The following is a 22,360-nucleotide window of genomic DNA, read 5'->3' on the forward strand; positions in this document are numbered from 1 at the left end:
GCGGGGGCTGTTGCGCGGGCCGCAAGGCTGCTAAACCGCTGCAAACCTGCAGTTCCCGATCCGCGTTTTTCTTCTCCGCGCACTGATCGGCCTCCCACCGGATATCGCCTGACCAAATGGAAACCTGGATCCTCATCACCATTGCCGCCGCGTTTTTGCAGAACATCCGCTCGGTTCTGCAAAAACACCTCAAGGGGGTGATGGGCACCACCGGCGCGACCTTTGTGCGCTTCGGTTTCGGTGTGCCGTTCGCCTTGTGCTTTGTCGCGCTGCTTGCCTTTGGGCTTGATTATCCGGTCCCCCGCCTCAATCCGGCTTTCGCTGGCTGGGTCACGCTTGCGGCGCTGGCCCAGATCGCTGGCCAGGCCTTGCTGATCCAGATGTTCAGCCATCGCAATTTTACCGTCGGCACCGCCTATTCGCGCACTGAACCGGCGCAGGCGGCGCTGTTCGGGTTGATCTTTCTCGGTGACCGGGTCAGCGCCGGCACGCTTGTCGCCATCGCCATCAGTCTGGTCGGGGTCATCCTGATTTCGGTGGCTCGCGCCGCAACCGGTGCATCGGCGCTGTTGCGTTCGGTCTTCTCCCGCACCGCCGCGCTGGGGCTGGCGTCGGGAACCATGTTCGGCATCGCCGCGGTTGGCTACCGTGCCGCCTCTCTGTCGCTCGCCGGACCGAACTTCATGATGCAGGCAGCCGTGACGCTGCTCTCGGCGATCATTCTGCAAACCGTCATCATGCTTGTCTGGATGGCGCTGAGGGCGCCGGGGGAACTCGGCAGAATTCGGGCAGCCTGGAAAATTTCGGCACTGGTCGGTCTGGTCGGGGCCAGCGCCTCGTTTGGCTGGTTCATGGCCATGACCCTGCAGACAGCCGCCGCGGTCAAGGCGCTGGCGCAAGTGGAAATGATTTTCACCTTCGCCTCGTCGGTGCTGGTCTTCCGCGAGCATGTCAACAGGTTGGAGATTGCCGGCTGCATTCTGATTGTGGCAGGGATACTTGTGCTTGTGCTGGTCTGACCGGCATGATGGCGATAAGGTTCGTTTCCGGACGTGGCCACTCCTTACGACGTGAATGGAATCTTTATGCTTGCATCGTGCATGCCAACGACCCGACTGCCGTTTGAGAAGCCCCGGATTTTGGTCCGTGCGGCCTTGCTCGCGCTTGCATCTTTGCTGGCAAGTTGCGCCAGCCCGCCCGAAGGCGTGCTCACTCCGGTTGCCCAGTCAGCACCGGATGCGACCGGCATCTCGATCATGGTCGCCACCACGCGCGCCCCGTCCGACAATCCGGGCCTGCTGTATTCGGGAGAGCGCGGCACCGCGATTGATTTCAATGAACTGGTGATCTCGATCCCGCCCGAAGCCAATCGCAAGATCGGCGAGGTGCAGTGGCCCAAGAAACTGCTCGCCGATCCGTCGCGCGAATTCGCCACGCTGTCGGCAAACAAGTTTACAACCGTCGATCAGGTGAAAGGCTGGTATCAGCGCAACCAATCGCCGTCCGGGCGGCTTTTGATCTTTGTGCACGGCTTCAATACCCGCTATGAAAGCGCGGTCTATCGCTTCGCCCAGATCGCTCATGACAGCAAGACCGACGCCACTCCGGTGATGTTCACCTGGCCTTCGCGTGGCTCTGTGTTCGATTACGGCTATGACAAGGAAAGCACCAATTATTCCCGCTCCGCGCTGGAGGCGCTGTTGACCGAGGCCGCCCTGGCGCCGGAGATCAAGGACATCACCATTCTGGCCCACTCCATGGGCACCTGGCTGACGATGGAATCGCTGCGCCAGATGGCCATCCGCAACGACGGGGTGCCCTCAAAGATCGGCAACGTCATTCTGGCCTCGCCCGACCTTGATGTAGACGTGTTCCGCCAGCAACTGGCCGACATGGGGCCGGCGCGGCCGAAGTTCACGGTGTTTGTGTCCAAGGACGACCGCGCGCTAACCCTGTCGCGGCGGATTTCAGGCAATGTCGACCGGCTAGGCCAGATCGACATCAACGATCCCACCTATCGCGACGAGTTCGAACGTGGCGGCATCACCATTCTCGACCTCTCGGCCCTGCAGGTTGGCGACCGTCTCAACCATTCAAAGTTTGCCGAAAGCCCGGAAGTCGTCAAACTGCTGGGCCAGCGGCTGATCGACGGGCAGGCTGTTACCGATCAGGATCTTGGTCTGGGTGCCGAACTGGGCGCCACCGCGATGTCTGTTTCCAACACGGTAGGCTCGGCCGCGGGCATGGTGATTTCCGCCCCGATCTCCATCATAGATCCGAAAGCGCGCGATACGTTCGATGCCCAGACGCGGCGTTTCGGCCAGGGTCTTGGCGACAGCATTCTGGGCGTGACGACCGGGTTGGGCGGGAGCGTGAGCGGAACGGCAACCCGCACGCAGCGCTGCGAGCCGGCACGGGGAAACAGCTGCAGATGAGACGTGGTCAGGCTTTCTCCGCGTCCTGATCGTCAAACAGCTCCATGGCGGTGTTCATGCCGTTGATGGCAGCAGGCATGCCGCCATAGACCGACATCTGCAAAATGACTTCAAGCAGTTCGCCGCGGCTCGCACCCGCCGCCAGCGCGTGTTCGAGATTGACGCGAAGCTGGGGGCCGGTCTGGCCGCCAAGCGCAGTCAACGCCGCGACTGTTGCAATCTGCCGGGTTTTCAGATCGAGGCCGGGACGGGAGTAAAGCCGGCCATAGGCATATTCGACCAGTGTCTCGGCGAAATCGGGAACCATTTCATCATAGCGCTCCGCCAGCACAGCCTCGAGCCCCGGATTGAGTTGAGCGACGATGGCACGGCCGCGCTCCAGTGCGGTCGGGGATGGGGATGAGGCTTCCGATGGGTTGGCGGTCTGCGGGGTCATGATGCGTATCCCTTCTGGTCAGCCTGCGCATGGGCGGCTTCGATCTCGTGATAATTGGTGATCTTGTATTCAAGCAGGGCCGCGCAGGCGTTGAGCTGTTCAATCCGCTTGAGCACCAGCGCATGCTGGTTTTCAAGCATGACGCGACGGTTCGAGGCCGTGGCGTTGCCCCTGGCCCGCATCAGCGCATAGCGCTTCATGTCCTCAAGGCGCATGCCGGTGGCTTTGAGCGCCTTGAGAAAATCGATCCAGCGGACCGCGTCGGGGTCGTAAAGTCGCTGCCCGCCTTTGCGAAACGGCGGATCGATCAGGCCGATTTTTTCGTAGTATCTGAGCGTGTCGATGCTCAGTCCGGTCAGCTCCGAAAGCCTGCCGATCTTCATGCCGTTGAGCCCGCGGGAATTGCGCTTGCCGCATCAAACAAGTCCATCACCTGTTCTCCAGTTGCCAGTGTGCATGAAGCCTACGGGCTGGAGTACGGTTCAGGTCAAGCGGCTTGTGGCATCTTTTTTCACGGAACCAGCAAGGTTCCCGCGCCATGGGCGGTAAACAGCTCCAGCAGCACCGCATGCGGCGTCTTGCCGTTGAGGATGACCACGCCCTTCACGCCGCGATCGATCGCTTCGATGCAGGTTTCCACCTTGGGGATCATGCCGCCCGAAATCGTACCGTCGGCGATCAGCGCACGGGCCTCGCTGACTGTCAGTTCGTCAATCAGGTTGCTGTCCTTGTCCAGTACTCCCGGCACATCGGTCAGGAACAGCAGCCGCGAGGCCTCGACCGCCCCGGCGATGGCGCCGGCGAAGGTATCGGCATTGATGTTGTAGGTGTGGCCGTCGCGGCCAGGCGCAACAGGGGCCAGAACCGGAATCATCTCGGATTTGGCCAAAAGGTCGAGCAATGTCCGGTCGACTTCCACGGGTTCGCCGACAAAGCCCAGATCGAGCACCCGTTCGATATTGGAATCCGGGTCGATAACGGTCTTTTGGGCCTTCTCGGCATAGACCATGTTGCCGTCCTTGCCGCACAGACCGATGGCCCACTCGCCCTCGGCGTTGATCAGGGCGACGATTTCCTTGTTGATAGAACCGGCCAGCACCATTTCGACGATCTCGACGGTTTTCTCGTCGGTGACCCGCAACCCGCCCTCAAACTTGGATTCGATTCCCATCTTGGCGAGCATCGCGCCGATCTGCGGTCCTCCGCCATGCACCACAATCGGGTTGACACCGGATTGTTTGAGCAGGGCGATGTCCTGGGCGAAGGCCTTGCCCAGTGCCGCGTCGCCCATGGCATGTCCGCCATATTTGACCACCACGGTCTTGTTCTCGTAGCGCTGCATGTAGGGCAGCGCCTCGGCGAGCAGGCGGGCCTGGGTTGCTGCGTCATTGCTTGTGGTTTCAGACATCGGCGTGGCATCCCGGTTTGGCGTGAGCGCAGGAAGGAAAAGTCCGGCGCTGTTTAGCCGCAATCGGTTCCCGCATCAACAACTCCGGCACTTAATGCCGAAACCTTCGAGGAAAATGACAACCGGATCGCCGATTCAGACGTACAGGGTTTCAGCAATGCATGAAACTGATACTGATAAGCGAAGTCGCGGAGAAGCCAGGCCCAACATGAGCACAAATGACCTCTCAGGATTGATCGCGCGCACCGCGCTGGGCGACCGCACTGCGTTCTCCACGCTGTATGGTGAAACAAGTGCGAAACTTTTTGGCGTCGCGCTGCGTATTCTCAAGGACAGGGCGCAGGCAGAAGACGCCATACAGGAGGTCTATGTCCGGATCTGGCGGCGTGCCGGCAGCTTTCGGGTGGGGCAGGCCTCGGCCATGGCGTGGCTGGTGACGATTGCCCGCAACCAGGCGATCGACATGATCCGCGCCCGCCAGCCTGCGACGCTGGAGTATGATGATGCGCCCGATGTGGCCGACCCGGATCCCGATCCGGAAGCCCGGGCAGCGATGAGTGGTGAAGGCCGGCGGATCGAGGCCTGCCTTGAGGAACTGGAGGCCGACAGGGCGGCGGCCGTGGTTGCCGCCTATGTCGAGGGACTGAGTTACCAGGAGCTGGCCGCGCAGAACGCCGTGCCGCTCAACACCATGCGAACCTGGCTGCGCCGCAGCTTGCTGAAACTGAGAGAGTGCCTGAACCGATGACCTCCGGAGCGCAAATTTCCGACGACAACGCCCTGGCGGGTGAGTACGTGCTCGGCGTGCTGCCACTGGCGGAGCGCCGCATGGTCGAAGACCGTATGCTTCGCGACAGTGATTTCGAAAAGCTGGTGGCTTCCTGGCAGGTCGATCTCTCCAACCTCGACGACGCCTACCGGCCCGCAACTGTACCTCAGGGTGTGAAGGCCCGGATCGATGCGCGCCTGTTTGCTCAAGCAGCAAAGCCTGCCGGCGGGCTCTGGGCCTCGCTCGTCTTCTGGCGCGGCCTGGCCTTTGCCGCGGTCGCCGTTGCCACCGCCATCGGTATTTTCCGCCTGGACCTTCCCGGCACGGGCAGCCCGGCCACGGCTCCCGCCCTGGTCGCCGAGCTTGGTGCTCCGGGCAGTGCGGTTGGCCTGATCGCCGCGCTTGATCCGGCTGATGGCGCGTTCACCATCACGCCGGCGGCATTTTCGCCCGATGACGGCAAGTCGCTTGAATTGTGGCTGGTGCCGGGTGAAGGCGCGCCGGTATCTCTTGGACTGGTTCCAGCCGATGGTGGCCGGCTTGTGCTTGATCAGGAACTGAGCGAGCGGCTGTCGGCCGGTGCACTGATCGCTGTCAGTCTTGAACCGCTTGGCGGCTCCCCCAGCGGCGCTCCGACGGGCCCGGTGGTCTTGTCCGGCGCGCTGGCAAAAAAATAATTTCAGGTTTCTGAAACTTATCTCGCACAGCTCCCGTCTTCCTCTTTAACCGCCGCAAAACAGATGCGGCGGGTGATCAAAGGCCCGGATGATCCGGCCTGCAACCACGACAAAGAGGCTGACTTATGAAAAACACTCTTCGCTCCATTGCCGCCACTGCGGTTCTTCTTTCCGGCGTAAGCCTGGCCTTCGCTGCAAGTCACGGCGGAAACAAGATGGTCGGTGGCGCCGAAATGTTCCCTGACAAGAACATCGTCGAAAACGCCGTCAATTCCGCCGACCACACCACACTGGTCGCCGCCGTCAAGGCTGCAGGCCTGGTCGATACGCTGATGGGCGAAGGCCCGTTCACCGTGTTCGCTCCGACCAACGACGCTTTTGCCGCTCTGCCGGAAGGCGCTGTCGACACTCTGCTGAAGCCTGAAAACAAGGACCAGCTGACCAAGGTCCTGACCTGCCATGTTGTCGCTGCTGACGCGATGTCGGACGCAATCATGAAGATGGTTGACGATGATGGCGGCGCGCATCCGGTCAAGACCGTCGGCGGCTGCATGCTCAACGTTACCTACAAGGGCGACAAGATCATGATCGAAGACGAGACCGGTGGTATCGCCAATGTCACCATCGCCGATGTCGACCAGTCCAACGGCGTGATCCACGTCATCGACAAGGTGCTCCTGCCCAAGTCCTGAGCCCTTTCATCCGGGCGCGCCGGCCCAGAACAATAATATCGCCGGCGCTCCCCCCGGATGGTCTCCCGCCTGGCCACCTCTTGTCGGGCGGGAGGTTTTCACGGCCAAGTGAAAACATGTGCTTGGTCTTTTCGGTCCCGCCGCCTTAGCTTTCAATCAACGCAAAGGAGTTTTGAGATGATCACGAAAACAGAGATTGGCCGCCGCGCACTGCTCGCCGCTGGCGTTGCCGGACTGGCGCTTACGGTGATTGGACGCCGGGCACCCGCCAGAGCATCTGAAGGCAATTTCGAGATCATGCTTAGCGAGGCGGAATGGCGCGAAAAACTGTCCCCGCAGCAGTTTGCGGTTTTGCGCGAGGAAGCCACCGAGCGCGCCTTTACCAGCCCTCTCAACGATGAGAAGCGCAAGGGCGTATTCCATTGTGCCGGCTGCGATCTGCCGGCCTACTCCTCCGAAGCCAAATATGACAGCGGCACCGGCTGGCCGAGTTTCTGGAAGGCGGAAGAGGGCGCCATCGGCACCAAGGAAGACCGGTCGCTGTTTTCAACCCGCACGGAAGTCCACTGCCGCCGCTGCGGCGGTCACTTCGGTCACATCTTTGATGATGGTCCGGCGCCAACCGGAATGCGTCACTGTCTCAACGGTGTGGCGCTGAGCTTCAAGCCGGCTGAAAACGCCTGATGCATTCGGAATGATGATCGGTTACAGCGTGATGGCCAGCGCGATCGCGATCCTCAGATCCGCGATACCCGAGCCTTTTTCCGATGATGTGGCGATGATCTCCGGGTAGGCCGCAGGCCGGCGCTTCAGCGCCGCCACTGTCTCCGACATCAGCCGCGGCACGCCGGCTTCCTTGATCTTGTCGGTCTTGGTCAGAACCACCTGATAGGACATCGCCGCCTTGTCGAGCAGGTCCATCACGCTTTCGTCGTTCTTCTTCAGGCCGTGGCGGCTGTCGATCAGCAGATAGACCCGCTTCAGCGTCGACCGGCCGCGCATGTAGTCAAACACCAGCTTTGTCCACAGATCGACCTGGTCCTTGGGAGCCTTGGCGTAGCCGTAACCCGGCATGTCGACCAGCGCCATCGGTGGCAGATCATCCGCATCGCCCGAATAGCCCTCAGGCACGAAATAATTCAGTTCCTGGGTGCGACCCGGCGTGTTTGATGTCCGCGCCAGTCCGTTGACGCCGACAAGTGCGTTGATCAGCGACGATTTGCCGACATTGGAGCGGCCCGCAAAGGCAATTTCCGGCGGGCCTTCAGGCGGCAGGAACTTGAGCGACGGCACGCCGCGGATAAACACAAACGGTTTTGTAAACAGCGTGGCCGAGAGTTCCTTGGCGGCTTGCATGGCCGGATCTGCGGATAGTGTGCTCATCGCTCCGGCCTCCGTGTGCCGTTCAGGTCGTTTTGTTCTTGGGTTTGAAGAGGGCTGCGAGATTGTCCCACAGCTCGATCTTGGCGCCCTGGCGCTTCATGATCACGCCCTGCTGGAGCACTGACAGCGTGTTGTTCCAGGCCCAGTAGATCACCAGACCGGCAGGGAATGTCGCCAGCATGAAGGTAAACACAACAGGCATCCAGGTGAAGATCATCGCCTGTGTCGGATCCGGAGGTGTCGGGTTCATGCGCATCTGAATGAACATGGTGATGCCCATGATCAATGGCCAGACGCCGATCATCAGGAACGATGGAACGTCATAAGGCAGCAGACCGAACAGGTTGAACAGCGAGGTCGGGTCGGGCGCCGACAAATCCTTGATCCAGCCGAAGAACGGCGCATGCCGCATCTCGATGGTGATGTAGAGCACCTTGTAGAGCGAGAAGAACACCGGAATCTGCAACAGCACCGGCCAACACCCGGCGACCGGGTTGATCTTCTCTTTCTTGTAGAGCTCCATCATGCCCTGCTGCAGCGCCATCTTGTCGTCGCCGTGCTTGGCCTTGAGCTCTTCGAGCTTGGGCTGGACTTTCTTCATGTTGGCCATCGAGACGTAGGACTTGTTGGCCAGCGGGAAGAAGATCAGCTTGACGATCACGGTGGTGACCAGGATCGAAACGCCGAAATTGCCGAACATCTTGTAAAGGTAATCAATCAGCCAGAACATCGGCTTGGTCAGAAAATAGAACCATCCCCAGTCGATCATCAGATCGAAATTGAGAATGTTGTTCTTCTCCCCGTATTCGGCGATGACCGGAACTTCCTTGGCGCCGGCAAACACCAGCGTCTTGGATGTGACGCTGCCGCCCGGCGCGACCGCCATTGCGTCGGTTTTGAAATCCGACTGGTAGCGCGCGCGGCCATCGGTGAAGTGGGCGAAGCGGGTCTCGAAGCCTGCGCCCTGCGGCGGCACGAGCGCTGCGGCCCAGTACTTGTCGGTGATCCCCATCCAGCCGGCAGTAGCCTTGGCGTGGACGATGACCGGGGTGTCCTCGACGTCGGAATAATCAACTTCCTGCAGCCCTTCTTCGCCAACAACGCCGATCAGGCCTTCATGCAGAACATAAATGCCTTGCGTCTTGGGTTTGAAGAAGCGGGTGACGCGGCCATAGCCTGCGACCGAAGCGGCCACGTCGCCGGAGTTGGCGATCGTGTCCTCGAAGCTGAACAGGTAATGCTCGTCGACCGAGATCACGCGGGTGAACACAAGGCCTTCGCCATTGTCATAGGTCAGCGTGACCGGGGACGTTTCCGTCAGGGTCTGTCCCGCAGCAGCGGTCCACACGGTGTTTGGCCCCGGAGCCGGGCCGGACTGGGCGTCGGCAATGAAACCGACTTCGGCAAAATAGCCGTTGGCCATTCCGGCGGGGCTGAACAGCGTGATGTTCGGGCTCGTCGGGTCAATCGTCTCGCGGTATTCCTTCAGCAGCAGATCATCGATACGGGCGCCGGAGAGATTGATCGAACCTTCAAGCGATGGCGTGTCGATGCTGATCCGGCCGGTCTGGGCGACCGCTTCCTCACGGGTCAGCCCGGCTGCCTGGGTAACGGTACCGGGAATGGCGACGTCGCTGCCGGGCGCTGATCCGCTCACCGCGCCCGGAGCAGCCGCATTTCCTGTGCCTGTTGCCGGTGCCGGTTGCTGTGCCTGCAATGCTTCCGCGGCAACGCGTTCGCGCTCGATCTTGGGGCTGACATAGAGAAATTGCCAGGCGACAAGGACAAGTACCGACAAGAGGATTGCGACGAAATAATTGCGGTTGTTTTCCATCACTCATTCCTGGTGGCCGGGCCTGCGGCGCCTGGCGTTTTGATGTTGTCCGATGCGCCGGATTGTTTCTCCGCGCGCGAATGTCGTGGCCGTGTCCCGCCGGTGTTGTCGCCTATCCGTTCGGTGAGTGCTGTGACCAGCCTGTCAAACGGAGCGGCAAGGGTATCCCGGCGTGCGACCACCACATAGTCGTGTCCGGGCTTGAATGGAACCCCTGCAATGTGACGCACGGCCTCTTTGAGACGGCGGCGCATTCTGTTGCGTTCCACCGAATTGCCCTGTTTTTTCGTGACGGTATAGCCGATACGGGGAGCTTGGTCTGGTTTCCCCCTGTCGAGGGTTTCCAGCAGAAAATAGGGTCCGCGCAGGCGTTTGCCCTTTTGCACGGCGAGGAAATCCGGACGGGTTTTGAGCCGCCCGGGTTTCTTGATGGTATCGTCTTGCGCCACGCGATTGTCTTTCTTCGCGGGCCCGCTGTCAGCGATCAGGCCGACAGACGACTGCGCCCGCGGGCGCGACGAGCCTGGATGACCTTGCGGCCGCCCTTGGTAGCCATACGGGCACGGAAGCCGTGGCGACGCTTGCGAACAAGCTTGGATGGTTGGTAAGTACGCTTTGGCATTTATTTTAATACCGCGGTGTGCGGCCCTTCTTGGAACAACTTGGTTTGGGTGTTCAGTCCGTCAAAACACGCTCCCGGAAACCGGAAGCTTCCACGGACGAGCGGCTTATAAACGCGATCCCGGTCAAAAGTCAATGAGTTGCTACCGGTCGGGGGTGCCATCGGCTCTGTTCCGCAGCGCGTCGCGACACCTCAATCCTCTGCAAGCCAGGGTCACATTCGTTCACAAGCCGGTGAGACAGCCTGTCGGGAGCTTGCCTGAAGGCACCGGGTGCGTCAGTTCATGATGGCAACACCGGACCCCAATCAAGCACAGGACTAGAGTGTCAATCATGAATCTTGACCGCCGCACACTCATCGCAGGAATAGCAGGGCTGGCCGCCGCTTCCGCGCTGAAGCCGTTTCATGCCTCGGCGGCTTTGACCGGATTTCGTCCCACCGGTCAGGGCAAGCTGGACCATTCAGCCTTTGACAGGCTGCTCAAGGCCCATGTCAGACCCGATGCCCAAAGCTACAACCGGGTCGATTATCGCGGCGTGAAGGCAAACCTCGATGCGCTGAAGGCCTATATCGCCTCGCTGCAGGCAGCCAACCCGGTTTCGCTGTCGCGCAACGAAGCCCATGCCTACTGGATCAACCTGTACAATGCCAAGACGCTTGAGGTCGTCGCTGAAGCCTTTCCCGTAAGTTCCATCAAGAAGATCAATCTCGGCGGTTCGTTCCTGTTCGGCTCCGGTCCGTGGAAAGCCAAATTGCTCGCGGTAAACGGCCAGGAACTCTCGCTTGACGATATCGAGCATGAAATCGTCCGTGCGCTTTTCAAGGACAAGATGTCCCATTACGGGCTCAACTGCGCCTCCTATTCCTGTCCCAATCTGGCCGCCAGCGCGTTCACCGGCGCCAATGTCGATGCACTTCTGCACGAAAATGCGGTGGCCTATGTCAATCATCCCCGGGGCGTCACCATCAAGAATGGCCGGATAACAGCCTCGAAGATCTATTCCTGGTACGCCGGCGATTTTGGCGGCAAAGCAAAACTCAAGAGCCATTGGTCATCTCTTGCAAATCAGCAAAAGGCTGCCGCGATCGCCGCTGCGTCGATTTCAGGCTATGACTATGACTGGAGCATCAACGCGCTTTGAGGCCATGATGACGCGATAGTCACGGCGCCGTGAGTTTTGCGCTGTCGCTGTTCACGTGACTTTGGCTACAAGCGAGGGATCGTCATTGGCCAGGAAAGCCGCAACCTTCTAGGCATTCTTCGAGATCAACCTGCGGCCGGAGCGTCGCGAAAACGACCCCGGAGATGCGACATGAACATGCAACCCCAGATCGGGCAGATGAACAACACCATGACATGTACCCGAAAGACCGGTCCGGAACCCACGCCGGAATGCTTGGAGCAGACCTGCCGGCCTGCGATCTGGCGGCGGTTCCTGCCGCTTGGCGTCGTCGCGATCGGGCTTTTGGCCGGCTATGCGGCAGGATTTCATGAATATCTGTCGCTGACGACGCTTGCCGAACAGCGTGAAATGCTCAAGGGGTTTGTCGCCGACAACATCGTGCTGTCGGCGGCGGGTTTCGTCGCGCTCTATGCGCTGGCCGTTGCCTTCTCCTTTCCGGCGGCCTCTATCCTCACCATATTCTCCGGCTTCCTGTTTGGCTGGCTGCTCGGCGGAGCCTTGACCGCCATCGCCGCCACCACAGGGTCGGCGGCAATCTTCCTCGCCGCGAAATCGGCCTTTGGCGATGTCTTGCGCAAGCGTGCGGGTCCGTTCGCGGCCAGGCTGGCGGATGGCTTTGCGAAGGATGCGTTTGGGTATCTGTTCGTGCTGCGCCTGGCGCCGGTGTTCCCGTTTTTCATCATGAACATCGCTCCGGCCTTCTTCGACGTCAAACTGCGCACCTATGTGACGGCAACGTTCTTCGGTATTCTGCCCGGCACCTTTGCCTATGCATGGCTGGGCCAGGGGCTCGACAGCGTCATCGTCTCCGCGGCCGCGGCCGGCCGCGAGATTTCTGTTTCCGATCTGGTGACACCGGAAATCACCATCGCCTTCCTCGGGCTTGCAATCGTCGCCGCGATCCCCACCATAGTACGGAAATTCCGCGGACGTGGCTGAGTTGCGCCGCGATAACCATACGCCAGCGGACCAATTGTTCGGAAAGACAGTTTTATGACCAACCGGTTGACACCTGACATCTGCATCATCGGCGGGGGCTCAGGCGGGCTTTCCGTCGCCGCAGCGGCCGCCGCGTTCGGCGTTGACGTTGTGCTCGTTGAAAAGGGCAAGATGGGCGGCGACTGTCTCAATTATGGTTGCGTGCCATCAAAGGCGATGATCGCCGCCGCCAAGCACGCCCACGCCATTGCCCAAGCGCCGGACTTCGGGGTCAGCGCAGGCGAGGCCAAGGTCAACTTCCACAAGGTTCATGATCACGTGCATGCGGTCATAGGCGCCATCGCGCCCAATGATTCGGTCGAGCGGTTCCGCGCCATGGGCGTCAACGTGATCCAAGCCGAGGCGCGTTTTGTCAACAAGACAACGGTGATCGCTGGCGAAACCGAAATTCGCGCCCGGCGCTATGTCATCGCCACCGGATCCTCGCCGTTTGTGCCGCCGATCCCGGGTCTTGATACGGTCGACTATCTGACCAACGAAACCCTGTTCGAGCGCACCCGGGCGCCCCGGCACCTCATCATCATCGGCGGCGGGCCGATCGGCATGGAAATGGCCCAGGCCCACCGCAGGCTCGGCGTGGAGGTGACCGTTGTCGAAGGCTTCAAGGCGCTGGGCAAGGATGACCCGGAACTTGCCGCCATCGTGCTCGACAACATCCGCGCCGAGGGCGTCAGCCTTCTCGAAGGCTGCAAGGTCACCTCCGTTGAAAAACGCGGCAAGACCGGGGTCCGGGTCAATTATCAAAGCGATGCGGGCGACGGATTTGTCGATGGCAGCGATATCCTGGTCGCGGTCGGACGCCTTGCCAATGTCGAAGGTCTCGGGCTTGATGACGCCGGCATCGCCTATGACCGGCGCGGCATCAAGGTCGGCGCCAATCTGCGCTCCTCCAACAAGCGGGTTTACGCCATCGGCGATGTCGCCGGCGGGCTGCAGTTCACCCATGTCGCCAGTTATCATGCAGGCCTCGTGGCGCAGCAGATCCTGTTCCGTGCGCCCGCGAAGGAAAACCGCGACATCATCCCCTGGGCGACCTATACCGATCCCGAACTCGCCCATGTCGGGCTGAGTGAGGAAGAAGCCAACAAACGCCATGGCGGACGGATTTCCATTCTGCGCTGGCCCTATGCCGAAAATGACCGGGCCCAGGCCGAACGCAAGACCACCGGCCTGATCAAGATGGTGGTTGATCGCAAGGCGCGCATTCTCGGCGTCTCCATCGCCGGCGCTGGTGCAGGTGAAATGATCAACATGTGGACGCTGGCGGTGACCAACGGCATGACGCTCAAGGACGTGCGCGGTTATGTGCCGCCATACCCGACCATGGCCGAAATTGGAAAACGCGCCGCAATTTCCTATTATAGTCCCTTGACGCGCAAGCCGTTCGTCCGCTGGATCGTCCGGTTCCTGAGACGGTTCGGTTGAGCAACACGGCCGGGGAGGGCGGGGCATGACAGACGACAACACATTTGACACAGATGACACCGGTTTGACGCCCACCGCAAGCACGCCCAGAGCGCTGAGCCTGTCCTCCAAGCTTTTGTGGCTGACGATCCTGTTTGTCATGATCGCCGAAGTGCTGATCTTCGTGCCCTCGGTCGCCAACACCAGGGTGCGCTGGCTCACCGACCGGCTCAACACCGCGGCGGCGGCCGCGGTGGTGATTGACGCGGTCAACGAGATGGAGCTTCCGCAGTCCATTCAGGACGACGCGCTGATGGCCACCGGCACCAAGGCCATCGTGCTGCGCAAGGATGGCGCTTCACGCATGATCGCGAGCGCCGACATGCCGCCGACCGTCACCCACCAGTATGACCTGTCCGCCGTTACCCCGGTGGGCGCGATCATCGACGCCTTCGACACGTTCCTGTTTGGCGGCGACCGGGTTATCCGGGTTTACGGGCCGGTCGCCGATGATCCCGACATGCAGATTGAACTGGTGCTGTCAGACGCGCCGCTGCGCCACGCCATACTGATCTACGGCCGCAACGTGTTTTTGCTGTCCCTGCTGATTTCCTTTATTACCGCGGGCCTGGTGTTTTTCGCCATCAACCGGATCATGATCCGTCCAGTGCGCCGGATGACCGAAAACATGCAGGCTTTTTCCCACGATCCCGAAAACCCGGCCAGGATCATTGTGCCGCGCCAGGTCGGCGATGAACTGGGCGTGGCCGAAGGCCATCTTTCCGTCATGCAGTCGCGGCTGCAGCAAACCCTGAAGCAGCAGCGCCATCTCGCCGATCTCGGTCTCGCGGTCTCCAAGATCAATCATGACATGCGCAATATCCTGTCCTCGGCGCAGCTGATGTCGGACCGGCTGGCGATGATCGATGACCCGATGGTCAAGCGTTTCGCGCCCAAGCTGTTGCGCACCATCGACCGGGCCGTGAGCTATTCCGGCGAGGTGCTGGCCTATGGCAAGGCGCGCGAAGCCAAGCCGCGCCGGCGGTTCATCAATCTGGTGACGCTTGCATGTGAGGTCCGCGATATCGTTGCCGAGGAAACCGAGGCTGACATCGCCTATGTGCTCGATATTGAGGAGACGCTGGAGGTGGAGGCCGACAGCGACCAGATGTTCCGGGTTATCTACAATCTCGTACGCAACGCCGTGCAGGCCTTCGGCGCCGACCCTGCGGACGATGCGGCCCTGGTTCAGCGCATTACCCTGTCGGCGCGCCGCGCCGGTTCGGTTGTCGAAATCCGTGTCGCCGATACCGGCCCGGGATTGCCTGCCAAGGCGCGCGAGAACCTGTTCCAGCCGTTTCGCGGCTCGGCCCGGTCTGGCGGCACCGGTCTCGGCCTGGCGATAGCCCGGGAACTGGTGATCGCTCATGGCGGCTCGATCACGCTCGACGAGACGGTCACCCAGGGCACAGCCTTCCGCATCGAGCTTCCCGATCAACCGGTGGCGCTCGACACCTTCCGGGCCAGTGCCTGAAGCGGGCTTGATTCGCGAGCCATCGGTCAGGCCGGCGGCCGCAGCAGTGGGTCACCTTTGTCCCGGTCTCGCAAGCGTGACGGCCGGTCCGCCCGGGTCAGGAACGCACGATTTGCACGGCGATCGCTTTTTTCAGCAAATCCGCTTGCAATCCCTCGCTGTCCGTTTTAGGAGAACGCCTCGCAGACGACCGACGCCTGCAACGCGCGCCCGTAGCTCAGCTGGATAGAGCACCAGACTACGAATCTGGGGGTCAGAGGTTCGAATCCTTTCGGGCGCGCCATTTTCACACGGTCCGTTCCGGACACATAGGTTACGGTTTGTACCGGAGACATGGGTAACAGTTTTGGCCCGAAGGGGTTTTGAAGCGGTGCCAACCTGCATGTCTGATCATCAAAGTATCCTCAATCGTAGTCCATGAAGCTGACCGGCCAGATTCGGTCGTCGGTCTGCTTGGCCCTGAGCTTTCATCCGCTGCGGGGCTTGGTTACGCTCCATTCGAGGCTCCAGATTACATGCCAGAGCATGAATTTGGCTTCGGCGGTGAAATCGACAAACTGCAGCCTCAGGATGCGGTGCAGCGTTGCGGTTTTGGAGCCGCCGGCTAATATCGGCGCACCGATTTGGTGAAAAGGCCACAGGTTCAACCATGAAATTCGCAGCAGGGTCGAGCCATCCTTTGCCGTCGCTGGCAAACAGTCGCATGAGGCATGACACATGACCATTCCGATAGAACCACGCGCCCCTCGCCTTGCCGTTCTGATTGACGCCGACAACACCTCCGCCAAGATTGCCGATGGCTTGTTCGAGGAGATAGCCAAGATCGGCGAGGCCAGTGTCCGGCGGATCTATGGCGACTTCGCCAGCCCGCGGTCCAAGGGCTGGACGGATGTCCTTGCGCGGCATGCAATCATCCCGCAACAGCAATTTGCTTACACAAGCGGCAAGAACGCCTCGGACATCACTCTGGTCATTGACGCCATGGATCTGCTGCACAGCGGTCGTCTTGATGGCTTCTGTCTGGTTTCATCCGACAGTGACTTCACCCGGCTTGCATCCCGTATCCGCGAACAGGGCATCGATGTCTTTGGCTTTGGCGAACAAAAGACCCCCGAGAGTTTCCGCCAGGCCTGCCGCAGGTTTATTTACACCGAGAACCTGCTGCCCGCACTTGCATCAGATAACAGCGATACCCCCGACGCGTCGAAGTCACTGCAGCCGCCGAGTGCGGCGACACCCGTCTTGCGAAAGGTCATCATGCAGATGGAGAGTGAGGACGGCTGGGTTCCCCTGGGCGCCCTGGGAACGCAACTCGCCAATCTCTCGTCCGATTTCGACCCGCGGACCTACGGATTTCGCAAGTTGAGCGATCTGGTCCGCAAGACCGGTGCCTTCGAGCTCGACCAGGGGGACGGGAAAACCTTGAGGATCCGGATTAGGCCCGCCAGCGCCAAGAAGGTCGCCAGCTAGCGTGGGACAGACGTTCCCTCACTCGCAGAAATTGCCTGGCTGGCTTGCGGTTGCTGATCATTTTCGGGGAACCGCTGTGTCGATGTGATCTAAATGATCTCCAGTGCGCGGATGTAGTTGCCTTCCATATTGCTGATGTGTTCGCGCAGGATGGCGACAAGTGTCTCCTCGTCTGCGGCGATGAACGCTTCGAGCATTTCGACATGCTCGTTGAAGGTCTGGTTGCGATACATTTCCAGCGGGCTCGAAAGATGTGCCCTCAACGCGGCGATCCGGCTGGCGCAAGTCTCGTAACCTTCGCGCACATAGTGATTGCCGCAGTGCTCGATGAAAGCCCGGTGAAACAGGTCATCGGCCACAGCGTAAAGCAGTGCGTCTTCGCTCTCCCGCGCCTTGGTCATCATGGCGACCGCCTTGGACAGCTTGGCCTGGGCGTGGACCGGGTCGTGCGCCATGGTGATCTTGGCAGCCTGCGTCTCTATCATCAACCGGTACTGGACCAGCGCACGGATGTCTTCGGCATCTGGACGAAAGACAACTGTTCCGCGCTGCGGATAAATATTGATCAGTCCCTGCGCCTGCAGCAAGGTGAAGGCTTCGCGTACCGGCGTGCGGCTAACATTCATTGCTGAAGCGATGGTCTCTTCCGACAACACTTCGCCGAGTCCGATCTCGGCCCGGCAAATGGCAGCCCTCAACCGGTCTGCCACGATCACGGCCAACGATTTTGGCCGGTCGATCGGCATGCCCCTGATCTGCCTCCGTTTTTGGCCCGCCATCACACATTCCTCTTGCAACTCAAGGGTCATTCTAACCGACCTCACACTGAGGTACAATGCTTTCTAACTACGGATGTGACCGAAATCGATTGCGCCTGGCATTGTGATCGAAAGCACGAAGGTTATTTAACCATTTAAAATATATAGATAAATACGAACTATAACAATTTTCATCCAAACTCGATCATCAATTGACATACTGTACCTCAGTGTGCGAAGCACGCTTCAGCGCCCGCTGAACTGGAGGCTATGGCGCACGGACCAAAGTTCGACAACAACCAAAGGGAGGAGCTGTTTTATGCTCAGGAACGTCGCCAAATACATAGTTGCCGGTGCTGCCGCTGCCATGCTGCTGACCACGGCTGCCATCGCGCAGGAGAAGATCGTCATGCGCATCGCCCATGCCATGCCGGAATCGCACAGCTATCAGAAATGGGTCGAAAATTTCCGCGAAGAGCTCGACAAGCTCGCGCCGGGGCGTGTTGACGTGAAGGTTTTCCCGAACGCGCAGCTCGGCAAGGAGACGGAATATATTGAAGGCATGTCCTTCGGCACGATCGACGGTGCGGTCATGGGCCGTCACGGCCAGATCGACCCGCGTCTCGATGTGCTGAACCTTCCCATGATCTTCCGCGACGAGGCGCACAAGGACCTGGTCATGCGCAACGGCGGCGAGCTGCAGAAGACGCTCGATGACATCATGTACGAGAAGGGCTTCAAGGTGCTGGGTTGGGGCGAACTCGGGTTCCGCCACATCACTACCAAGGACAAGGCGATCCGTTCCTCCGCTGATCTGGCGGGCGTCGATATCCGCGTCCCCAATGTCGAGCCCTGGCTCGTCGCCTTCCGCGCCTGGGGCGCAAACCCGACTCCGATGGATTTCTCCGAACTTTATTCCGCTCTTCAGCAGGGTGTGGTGACAGCTCAGGAAAATCCGCCTGAAATCATCGAGACGTCGCGTTTCTACGAAGTGCAGAAATACCTCAATCTCACCAGCCATGCGAGCATCCCCAGCCAGTTCGTGCTTTCCCGTGCGCTCTGGGAAAAGCTGCCTGATGACTTAAAGGAGCCGGTCATGAAAGCAGCGACGATCAGCCGTGACTATCAGGTGGCGCTGACCCGCGAGGCCAATTCGAGCCTGGTTGCCAAGTTGGCCGAGCAGGGCATGACCGTGGTGGAAGATGTTGATCGTGAATCCTTTCGCGCCGGTGCGGAGCAGGCCTACGCCAAATATCAGGATGTCATCGGCGCCGATCTGATCAAGTCCGTGGAAGAGGCTAATTGACCATGGCATTTGTCTGCCGATTGCTGAGAGCGGTCGTCGGAGGTCTCATTGTCGCGCTCGTTGTGAGCGTGGCAATGGGGGTCTTCTATCGTTACGCCCTGGGCAATTCCCTGTATTGGGCCACTGAAGTCCCGAACTTCATGCTGATCTGGATCGTGTTTCTAGGGGCGGTGGTTGCCTTTCACGAAAAACAGCACATCGCGTTCAGCCTGATCCAGGAGATGCTGCCCGTCAAGGGCGGCGCCTTTCTCGAATTCGTCTCATCGCTCATTGTTCTGATATTTCTGGGCGTGCTTGCCTATTTCGGCACGCGACTGGCACTTGGCACACTCAATAGTCCCTCGGAAGCCCTGAAATTGCCGATGGGCTACATCTATGCCTGCCTGCCGGTTTCGGCGGCGCTGATGGCGATCAGCGCGATCGAAAACATCATTGGTGCGCTCGGCCGCATGGCCGGAAGGACTTCCCCATGATCCTGACCCTCTTTATCGTGTTCTTTGCTTGTCTGATGATCGGTGTCCCGATCGGGTTCGGAATGGGATTTGCCACTGTGGTCGCACTGGTGAGTCACGGAAGTTTTCCGATGGAGGTCATCCCGCACAAGATGGCAAATGCGGTGAACTCCTTTCCGCTGGTGGCTCTGCCGCTCTTCATTCTGGCTGGAGCGCTTGCCGGCGAAACCAGCATCGCCAGCCGTCTGGTGCGGTTCGCGGACACGCTTCTCGGCCATGTCCGAGGCGGCCTCGGTCACGTCAACGTCGCCTCCTCAATGTTTTTTGGCGGTATTTCCGGCTCTGCCGTGGCTGACACCGCGGCAATCGGCAGCCTGATGATCCCGGCGATGGAGAAGCAGGGCTACAACCGCGCCGACGCGGGTGCCATCACCATCTGTTCGTCGACCATCGGCGTTCTCATTCCGCCAAGCATTCCGATGGTCCTTTACGGTGTGACCGTCGGTGCCTCGATAGGCTCGTTGTTTCTCGCAGGGATAGTTCCGGGCGTTCTGGTCGGCCTGCTGCTGATGGCGGCGGTCTTTGTCATGTCGAAGAAGAAAGGCTGGCCGCAGCGCGCTGAACGTGCGCCCGCCGGTGAGCTCTGGGAAGCGTTCAAACAGGCAATTTTGCCGTTGATGCTGCCGGTCTTCCTGCTTGGCTCGATTGTTTCCGGCCTCACGACAGCCACCGAAGCCGGTGTCATCGGCGTAGTCTACGCGCTTTTCCTCGGCGGCGTGATCTATCGCGATCATACGCTGAAGGCGCTTTTCAGAATTACCGTCGATGCGGCCGTCAACACTGCAATTCCGGTGTTTGTTCTGGCCACGACTTCGGTCGCGGCCTGGATCATCGCTATCGAACAGTTCCCGGCGGCGCTGGTCGAGTTTTTCGCGATGATGGACTTCGGCAACATCCTGCTGCTGCTCATCATCAACATCTTCCTGATGCTGGTCGGCATGGTCATGGATCTGGTGCCGGCGCTGATCCTGTTCGCCCCGATCCTGCTTCCCGTTGCAATGGAGGCCGGAATGGATCCGTTGCAGTTCGGTGTCATGATGGTCGTCAATCTGGGTGTCGGGCTGGTGACGCCTCCGGTGGGCAATTGCCTCTATCTCGGTGCGGTCGTTGCGCGCGTCAGCCTGACCTCGCTGATCCGGGCGAGCTTTCCGTTCCTCCTCGTCAATATTTTCGTGCTTCTACTGGTGACCTATGTCTCGCCAGTCAGCACCTTTCTTCCCTCTCTCTTTTACAACTGAGATGGCTTCTGCCCACATTGCAAGGAATATGACATGACTGGTCTTCTGGGGCGTGGCGCCCTCGTCAACTGGGGTGGCGTGATCGCTGGTGGTGAACAGGACTACAATGCCTGGCACAGCCTCGAGCATATGCCCGAACGGCTTTCAGTCCCGGGCTTTCGTCGCGGCAGACGTGCCGTCGCGGTTGCCGGAACAGCTGAAACACTCAAATATTTCATGATGTACGAGGCGGTGGACGCCGAGGTCTTTGTGTCCGAACCCTATCTGAACCGGTTGAACAATCCGACCCCGTGGACACAACGCATTCTATCACTCTATCTCGCGCCCTCCCGCACGGTCTGCCGCGTCATTGACAGCCGCGGCTGTGGCGCCGGCGGCTGGATGGCGACCTTGCAGTGGAGCAAAGGCACGGCAATCCCGCATGACGAAAACAGCTTCCCGGACGGATGGATCGAGAAAATCATGGCGATGGAGGGCGTTGTCGGAGCCCATCTGCTCAAGGGCGAGCCGGATCTCGGCCAGTTGCAGACCACGGAAAAGAAGTTTCGCGAAAGCCAGGGCGAGCCGGACCGTACCATAGCGCTCACCCTGCTCATTGATGGTTTCTCCCTGGCGGAAACCCGTGCGGCCATGAATGCGACACTCGATGTGCTCGACGAGCCGGTGCGCGACGACTGCGTTGCGACCCTGTACGAGACCCAGCATGTTCTGACCAATGCCGATGTCGGCAAGCCCTGAGCCTCTGCTCAAGTGCAACAGACGGGAACCCGGATGAGAGTTTTGATCACAGGCGGTGGCGGTTTCATTGGCTCCTGGATAGCCAGGGCCATGCTTGCGGCGGGCCACGATGTGCGGATCTTCGATTTGCACGACGAGCGCCGGATGATGGGCATGATCGTCGGAGAGGCCACGGCCAGTGCCATGGACTGGCGCACCGGCAATATCGCCGATACCGGCACCGTGGAACTGGCGGCGAAAGACTGCGACGCCATCGTCCATCTTGCCGGGCTTCTGACACCGGCCTGCCGCGCTGATCCGCTGAACGGAGTGAGCGTCAACCTTGTGGGCACGCTCAACGTATTCCTCGTTGCCCGCAAGTTCGGCATTGCCCGTGTCCTCTATATGAGCAGTGCCGGGGTGTTCGGTGCGGATGCCAGCGGAGAGCCGCGTCCGGTGACCCATTACGGGGCCTTCAAGCTCGCCTGCGAAAATTCGGCCGCGGCCTTCTGGGAAGATGACCGGATTGCCAGCATCGGGTTCAGGCCTTTCGTGGTCTACGGTCCCGGTCGCGAAGGCGGATTGTCGGCAGGCCCGAGCCTCGCCTGTGAGGCCGCCGCGCGTGGCCAAGACTACACCATCCCCTTCACCGGACGTTTCGACATCATCCATGTCGAAGATGTGGCCTCCGCCTTCGTTCAGGCGCTGGCCTTGCCGCCGGAAGGCGCGCGGGTGTTCAACCTTTCGGGCGGCATGGCCAGCGCCCAAGACGTTGTCGCGGCGATCTCCGCCTGCGCTCCCGACGTCCGGATTGACGCCACCGGCAACCCGATGCCGATCACCTGTCCCGAGCCGGATGGCCTGATACAGGTCGCCTTGCCGAAATGGCACGCGCGCGATCTCGCCACCGGCATCGCCGATACTATCTCGTATCACCAAGCCCGCGCCGGCCAGACCGGTGCCGCAGGCTGACCGCCAGGAG

At 60.4% G+C, this 22,360-nt stretch carries 24 protein-coding genes and 1 tRNA gene; 17 read left to right on the forward strand and 8 right to left on the reverse strand.

What is annotated here, in order from left to right:
* Nucleotides 1-116 precede the first annotated feature (116 nt).
* Nucleotides 117-1,019 (forward strand): DMT family transporter, encoded by a 903-nt coding sequence (locus tag ABJN75_RS14585; protein WP_348440304.1) that lies wholly within the window; start codon nucleotides 117-119, stop codon nucleotides 1,017-1,019.
* A gap of 81 nt (nucleotides 1,020-1,100) precedes the next feature.
* Nucleotides 1,101-2,435: an alpha/beta hydrolase gene (locus tag ABJN75_RS14590; protein ID WP_348440305.1), complete on the forward strand. Its 1,335-nt coding sequence runs from the start codon at nucleotides 1,101-1,103 to the stop codon at nucleotides 2,433-2,435.
* A 7-nt stretch (nucleotides 2,436-2,442) separates the two neighbouring features.
* Here the strand turns inward: ABJN75_RS14590 and ABJN75_RS14595 are convergent, their stop codons facing one another.
* The 3 genes from ABJN75_RS14595 to argB all read right to left on the reverse strand — a co-directional run bounded on the left by ABJN75_RS14595 (nucleotide 2,443) and on the right by argB (nucleotide 4,279).
* Nucleotides 2,443-2,871 carry a carboxymuconolactone decarboxylase family protein gene (locus ABJN75_RS14595; protein WP_348440306.1) on the reverse strand — a complete coding sequence of 143 codons (429 nt, stop codon included), beginning with the start codon at nucleotides 2,869-2,871 and terminating at the stop codon, nucleotides 2,443-2,445.
* Nucleotides 2,868-3,254: a MerR family transcriptional regulator gene (locus tag ABJN75_RS14600; protein WP_348440307.1), complete on the reverse strand. Its 387-nt coding sequence runs from the start codon at nucleotides 3,252-3,254 to the stop codon at nucleotides 2,868-2,870. The genes ABJN75_RS14595 and ABJN75_RS14600 overlap by 4 nt, the downstream gene beginning before the upstream one ends.
* A gap of 128 nt (nucleotides 3,255-3,382) precedes the next feature.
* The gene (gene argB / locus ABJN75_RS14605; protein WP_348440308.1) at nucleotides 3,383-4,279 is read right to left on the reverse strand and encodes an acetylglutamate kinase; all 897 of its coding nucleotides are present in this window, start codon (nucleotides 4,277-4,279) and stop codon (nucleotides 3,383-3,385) included.
* A gap of 208 nt (nucleotides 4,280-4,487) precedes the next feature.
* Here argB and ABJN75_RS14610 point away from each other — a divergent pair, with 208 nt between their 5' ends.
* The 4 genes from ABJN75_RS14610 to msrB all read left to right on the forward strand — a co-directional run bounded on the left by ABJN75_RS14610 (nucleotide 4,488) and on the right by msrB (nucleotide 7,101).
* Nucleotides 4,488-5,027 carry a sigma-70 family RNA polymerase sigma factor gene (locus ABJN75_RS14610; protein ID WP_348440309.1) on the forward strand — a complete coding sequence of 180 codons (540 nt, stop codon included), beginning with the start codon at nucleotides 4,488-4,490 and terminating at the stop codon, nucleotides 5,025-5,027.
* On the forward strand, nucleotides 5,012-5,725 hold the full coding sequence (locus ABJN75_RS14615; RefSeq protein WP_348440310.1) for an anti-sigma factor: 714 nt from the start codon (nucleotides 5,012-5,014) through the stop codon (nucleotides 5,723-5,725). The genes ABJN75_RS14610 and ABJN75_RS14615 overlap by 16 nt, the downstream gene beginning before the upstream one ends.
* Nucleotides 5,726-5,850: 125 nt before the next feature.
* On the forward strand, nucleotides 5,851-6,417 hold the full coding sequence (locus ABJN75_RS14620; RefSeq protein ID WP_348440311.1) for a fasciclin domain-containing protein: 567 nt from the start codon (nucleotides 5,851-5,853) through the stop codon (nucleotides 6,415-6,417).
* A gap of 177 nt (nucleotides 6,418-6,594) precedes the next feature.
* Complete coding sequence (msrB, locus tag ABJN75_RS14625; protein ID WP_348440312.1) at nucleotides 6,595-7,101, forward strand: peptide-methionine (R)-S-oxide reductase MsrB; 507 nt, start codon at nucleotides 6,595-6,597, stop codon at nucleotides 7,099-7,101.
* Between the two features lie 21 nt (nucleotides 7,102-7,122).
* Here msrB and yihA read toward each other — a convergent pair whose 3' ends face one another.
* The 4 genes from yihA to rpmH are packed head-to-tail and all read right to left on the reverse strand — an operon-like array spanning nucleotide 7,123 to nucleotide 10,256.
* On the reverse strand, nucleotides 7,123-7,800 hold the full coding sequence (gene yihA, locus ABJN75_RS14630) for a ribosome biogenesis GTP-binding protein YihA/YsxC (RefSeq protein ID WP_348440313.1): 678 nt from the start codon (nucleotides 7,798-7,800) through the stop codon (nucleotides 7,123-7,125).
* Between the two features lie 22 nt (nucleotides 7,801-7,822).
* The gene (gene yidC, locus ABJN75_RS14635) at nucleotides 7,823-9,634 is read right to left on the reverse strand and encodes a membrane protein insertase YidC (protein WP_348440314.1); all 1,812 of its coding nucleotides are present in this window, start codon (nucleotides 9,632-9,634) and stop codon (nucleotides 7,823-7,825) included.
* A complete protein-coding gene (gene rnpA / locus ABJN75_RS14640; protein ID WP_348440315.1) occupies nucleotides 9,634-10,083 on the reverse strand; it encodes a ribonuclease P protein component in 450 nt (149 codons plus the stop codon). Before rnpA ends, yidC begins: the two co-directional genes overlap by 1 nt.
* 35 nt (nucleotides 10,084-10,118) lie before the next feature.
* Nucleotides 10,119-10,256 (reverse strand): 50S ribosomal protein L34, encoded by a 138-nt coding sequence (gene rpmH / locus ABJN75_RS14645; protein ID WP_342889469.1) that lies wholly within the window; start codon nucleotides 10,254-10,256, stop codon nucleotides 10,119-10,121.
* A gap of 332 nt (nucleotides 10,257-10,588) precedes the next feature.
* On the opposite strand from rpmH, the gene ABJN75_RS14650 reads away from it, so the two are divergent.
* The 6 genes from ABJN75_RS14650 to ABJN75_RS14675 all read left to right on the forward strand — a co-directional run bounded on the left by ABJN75_RS14650 (nucleotide 10,589) and on the right by ABJN75_RS14675 (nucleotide 16,847).
* Complete coding sequence (locus tag ABJN75_RS14650; RefSeq protein ID WP_348440316.1) at nucleotides 10,589-11,398, forward strand: DUF547 domain-containing protein; 810 nt, start codon at nucleotides 10,589-10,591, stop codon at nucleotides 11,396-11,398.
* A gap of 171 nt (nucleotides 11,399-11,569) precedes the next feature.
* Nucleotides 11,570-12,379, forward strand: coding sequence for a TVP38/TMEM64 family protein (locus ABJN75_RS14655; protein ID WP_348440317.1), 810 nt, complete (start codon nucleotides 11,570-11,572; stop codon nucleotides 12,377-12,379).
* A 54-nt stretch (nucleotides 12,380-12,433) separates the two neighbouring features.
* A complete protein-coding gene (locus ABJN75_RS14660) occupies nucleotides 12,434-13,864 on the forward strand; it encodes an FAD-dependent oxidoreductase (protein WP_348440318.1) in 1,431 nt (476 codons plus the stop codon).
* A 25-nt stretch (nucleotides 13,865-13,889) separates the two neighbouring features.
* A complete protein-coding gene (locus tag ABJN75_RS14665) occupies nucleotides 13,890-15,377 on the forward strand; it encodes a HAMP domain-containing sensor histidine kinase (protein ID WP_348440319.1) in 1,488 nt (495 codons plus the stop codon).
* A gap of 206 nt (nucleotides 15,378-15,583) precedes the next feature.
* A tRNA-Arg gene (locus tag ABJN75_RS14670) sits at nucleotides 15,584-15,660 on the forward strand.
* A 440-nt stretch (nucleotides 15,661-16,100) separates the two neighbouring features.
* Nucleotides 16,101-16,847 carry an NYN domain-containing protein gene (locus tag ABJN75_RS14675; RefSeq protein WP_348440380.1) on the forward strand — a complete coding sequence of 249 codons (747 nt, stop codon included), beginning with the start codon at nucleotides 16,101-16,103 and terminating at the stop codon, nucleotides 16,845-16,847.
* An 89-nt stretch (nucleotides 16,848-16,936) separates the two neighbouring features.
* On the opposite strand, the gene ABJN75_RS14680 is transcribed toward ABJN75_RS14675, so the two are convergent.
* A complete protein-coding gene (locus ABJN75_RS14680; RefSeq protein ID WP_348440320.1) occupies nucleotides 16,937-17,626 on the reverse strand; it encodes a GntR family transcriptional regulator in 690 nt (229 codons plus the stop codon).
* Between the two features lie 298 nt (nucleotides 17,627-17,924).
* On the opposite strand from ABJN75_RS14680, the gene ABJN75_RS14685 reads away from it, so the two are divergent.
* The 5 genes from ABJN75_RS14685 to ABJN75_RS14705 are packed head-to-tail and all read left to right on the forward strand — an operon-like array spanning nucleotide 17,925 to nucleotide 22,350.
* Nucleotides 17,925-18,911 (forward strand): TRAP transporter substrate-binding protein, encoded by a 987-nt coding sequence (locus ABJN75_RS14685; protein WP_348440321.1) that lies wholly within the window; start codon nucleotides 17,925-17,927, stop codon nucleotides 18,909-18,911.
* A gap of 2 nt (nucleotides 18,912-18,913) precedes the next feature.
* Nucleotides 18,914-19,384, forward strand: coding sequence for a TRAP transporter small permease (locus ABJN75_RS14690; protein WP_348440381.1), 471 nt, complete (start codon nucleotides 18,914-18,916; stop codon nucleotides 19,382-19,384).
* On the forward strand, nucleotides 19,381-20,661 hold the full coding sequence (locus ABJN75_RS14695) for a TRAP transporter large permease (protein WP_348440322.1): 1,281 nt from the start codon (nucleotides 19,381-19,383) through the stop codon (nucleotides 20,659-20,661). Before ABJN75_RS14690 ends, ABJN75_RS14695 begins: the two co-directional genes overlap by 4 nt.
* A gap of 33 nt (nucleotides 20,662-20,694) precedes the next feature.
* Nucleotides 20,695-21,399: a hypothetical protein gene (locus tag ABJN75_RS14700; protein ID WP_348440323.1), complete on the forward strand. Its 705-nt coding sequence runs from the start codon at nucleotides 20,695-20,697 to the stop codon at nucleotides 21,397-21,399.
* 33 nt (nucleotides 21,400-21,432) lie between these two features.
* The gene (locus ABJN75_RS14705; RefSeq protein ID WP_348440324.1) at nucleotides 21,433-22,350 is read left to right on the forward strand and encodes an NAD-dependent epimerase/dehydratase family protein; all 918 of its coding nucleotides are present in this window, start codon (nucleotides 21,433-21,435) and stop codon (nucleotides 22,348-22,350) included.
* Nucleotides 22,351-22,360: the final 10 nt, after the last annotated feature.

It is taken from the genome of Hoeflea sp. (assembly GCF_039975035.1).
Classification (GTDB): domain Bacteria; phylum Pseudomonadota; class Alphaproteobacteria; order Rhizobiales; family Rhizobiaceae; genus Hoeflea.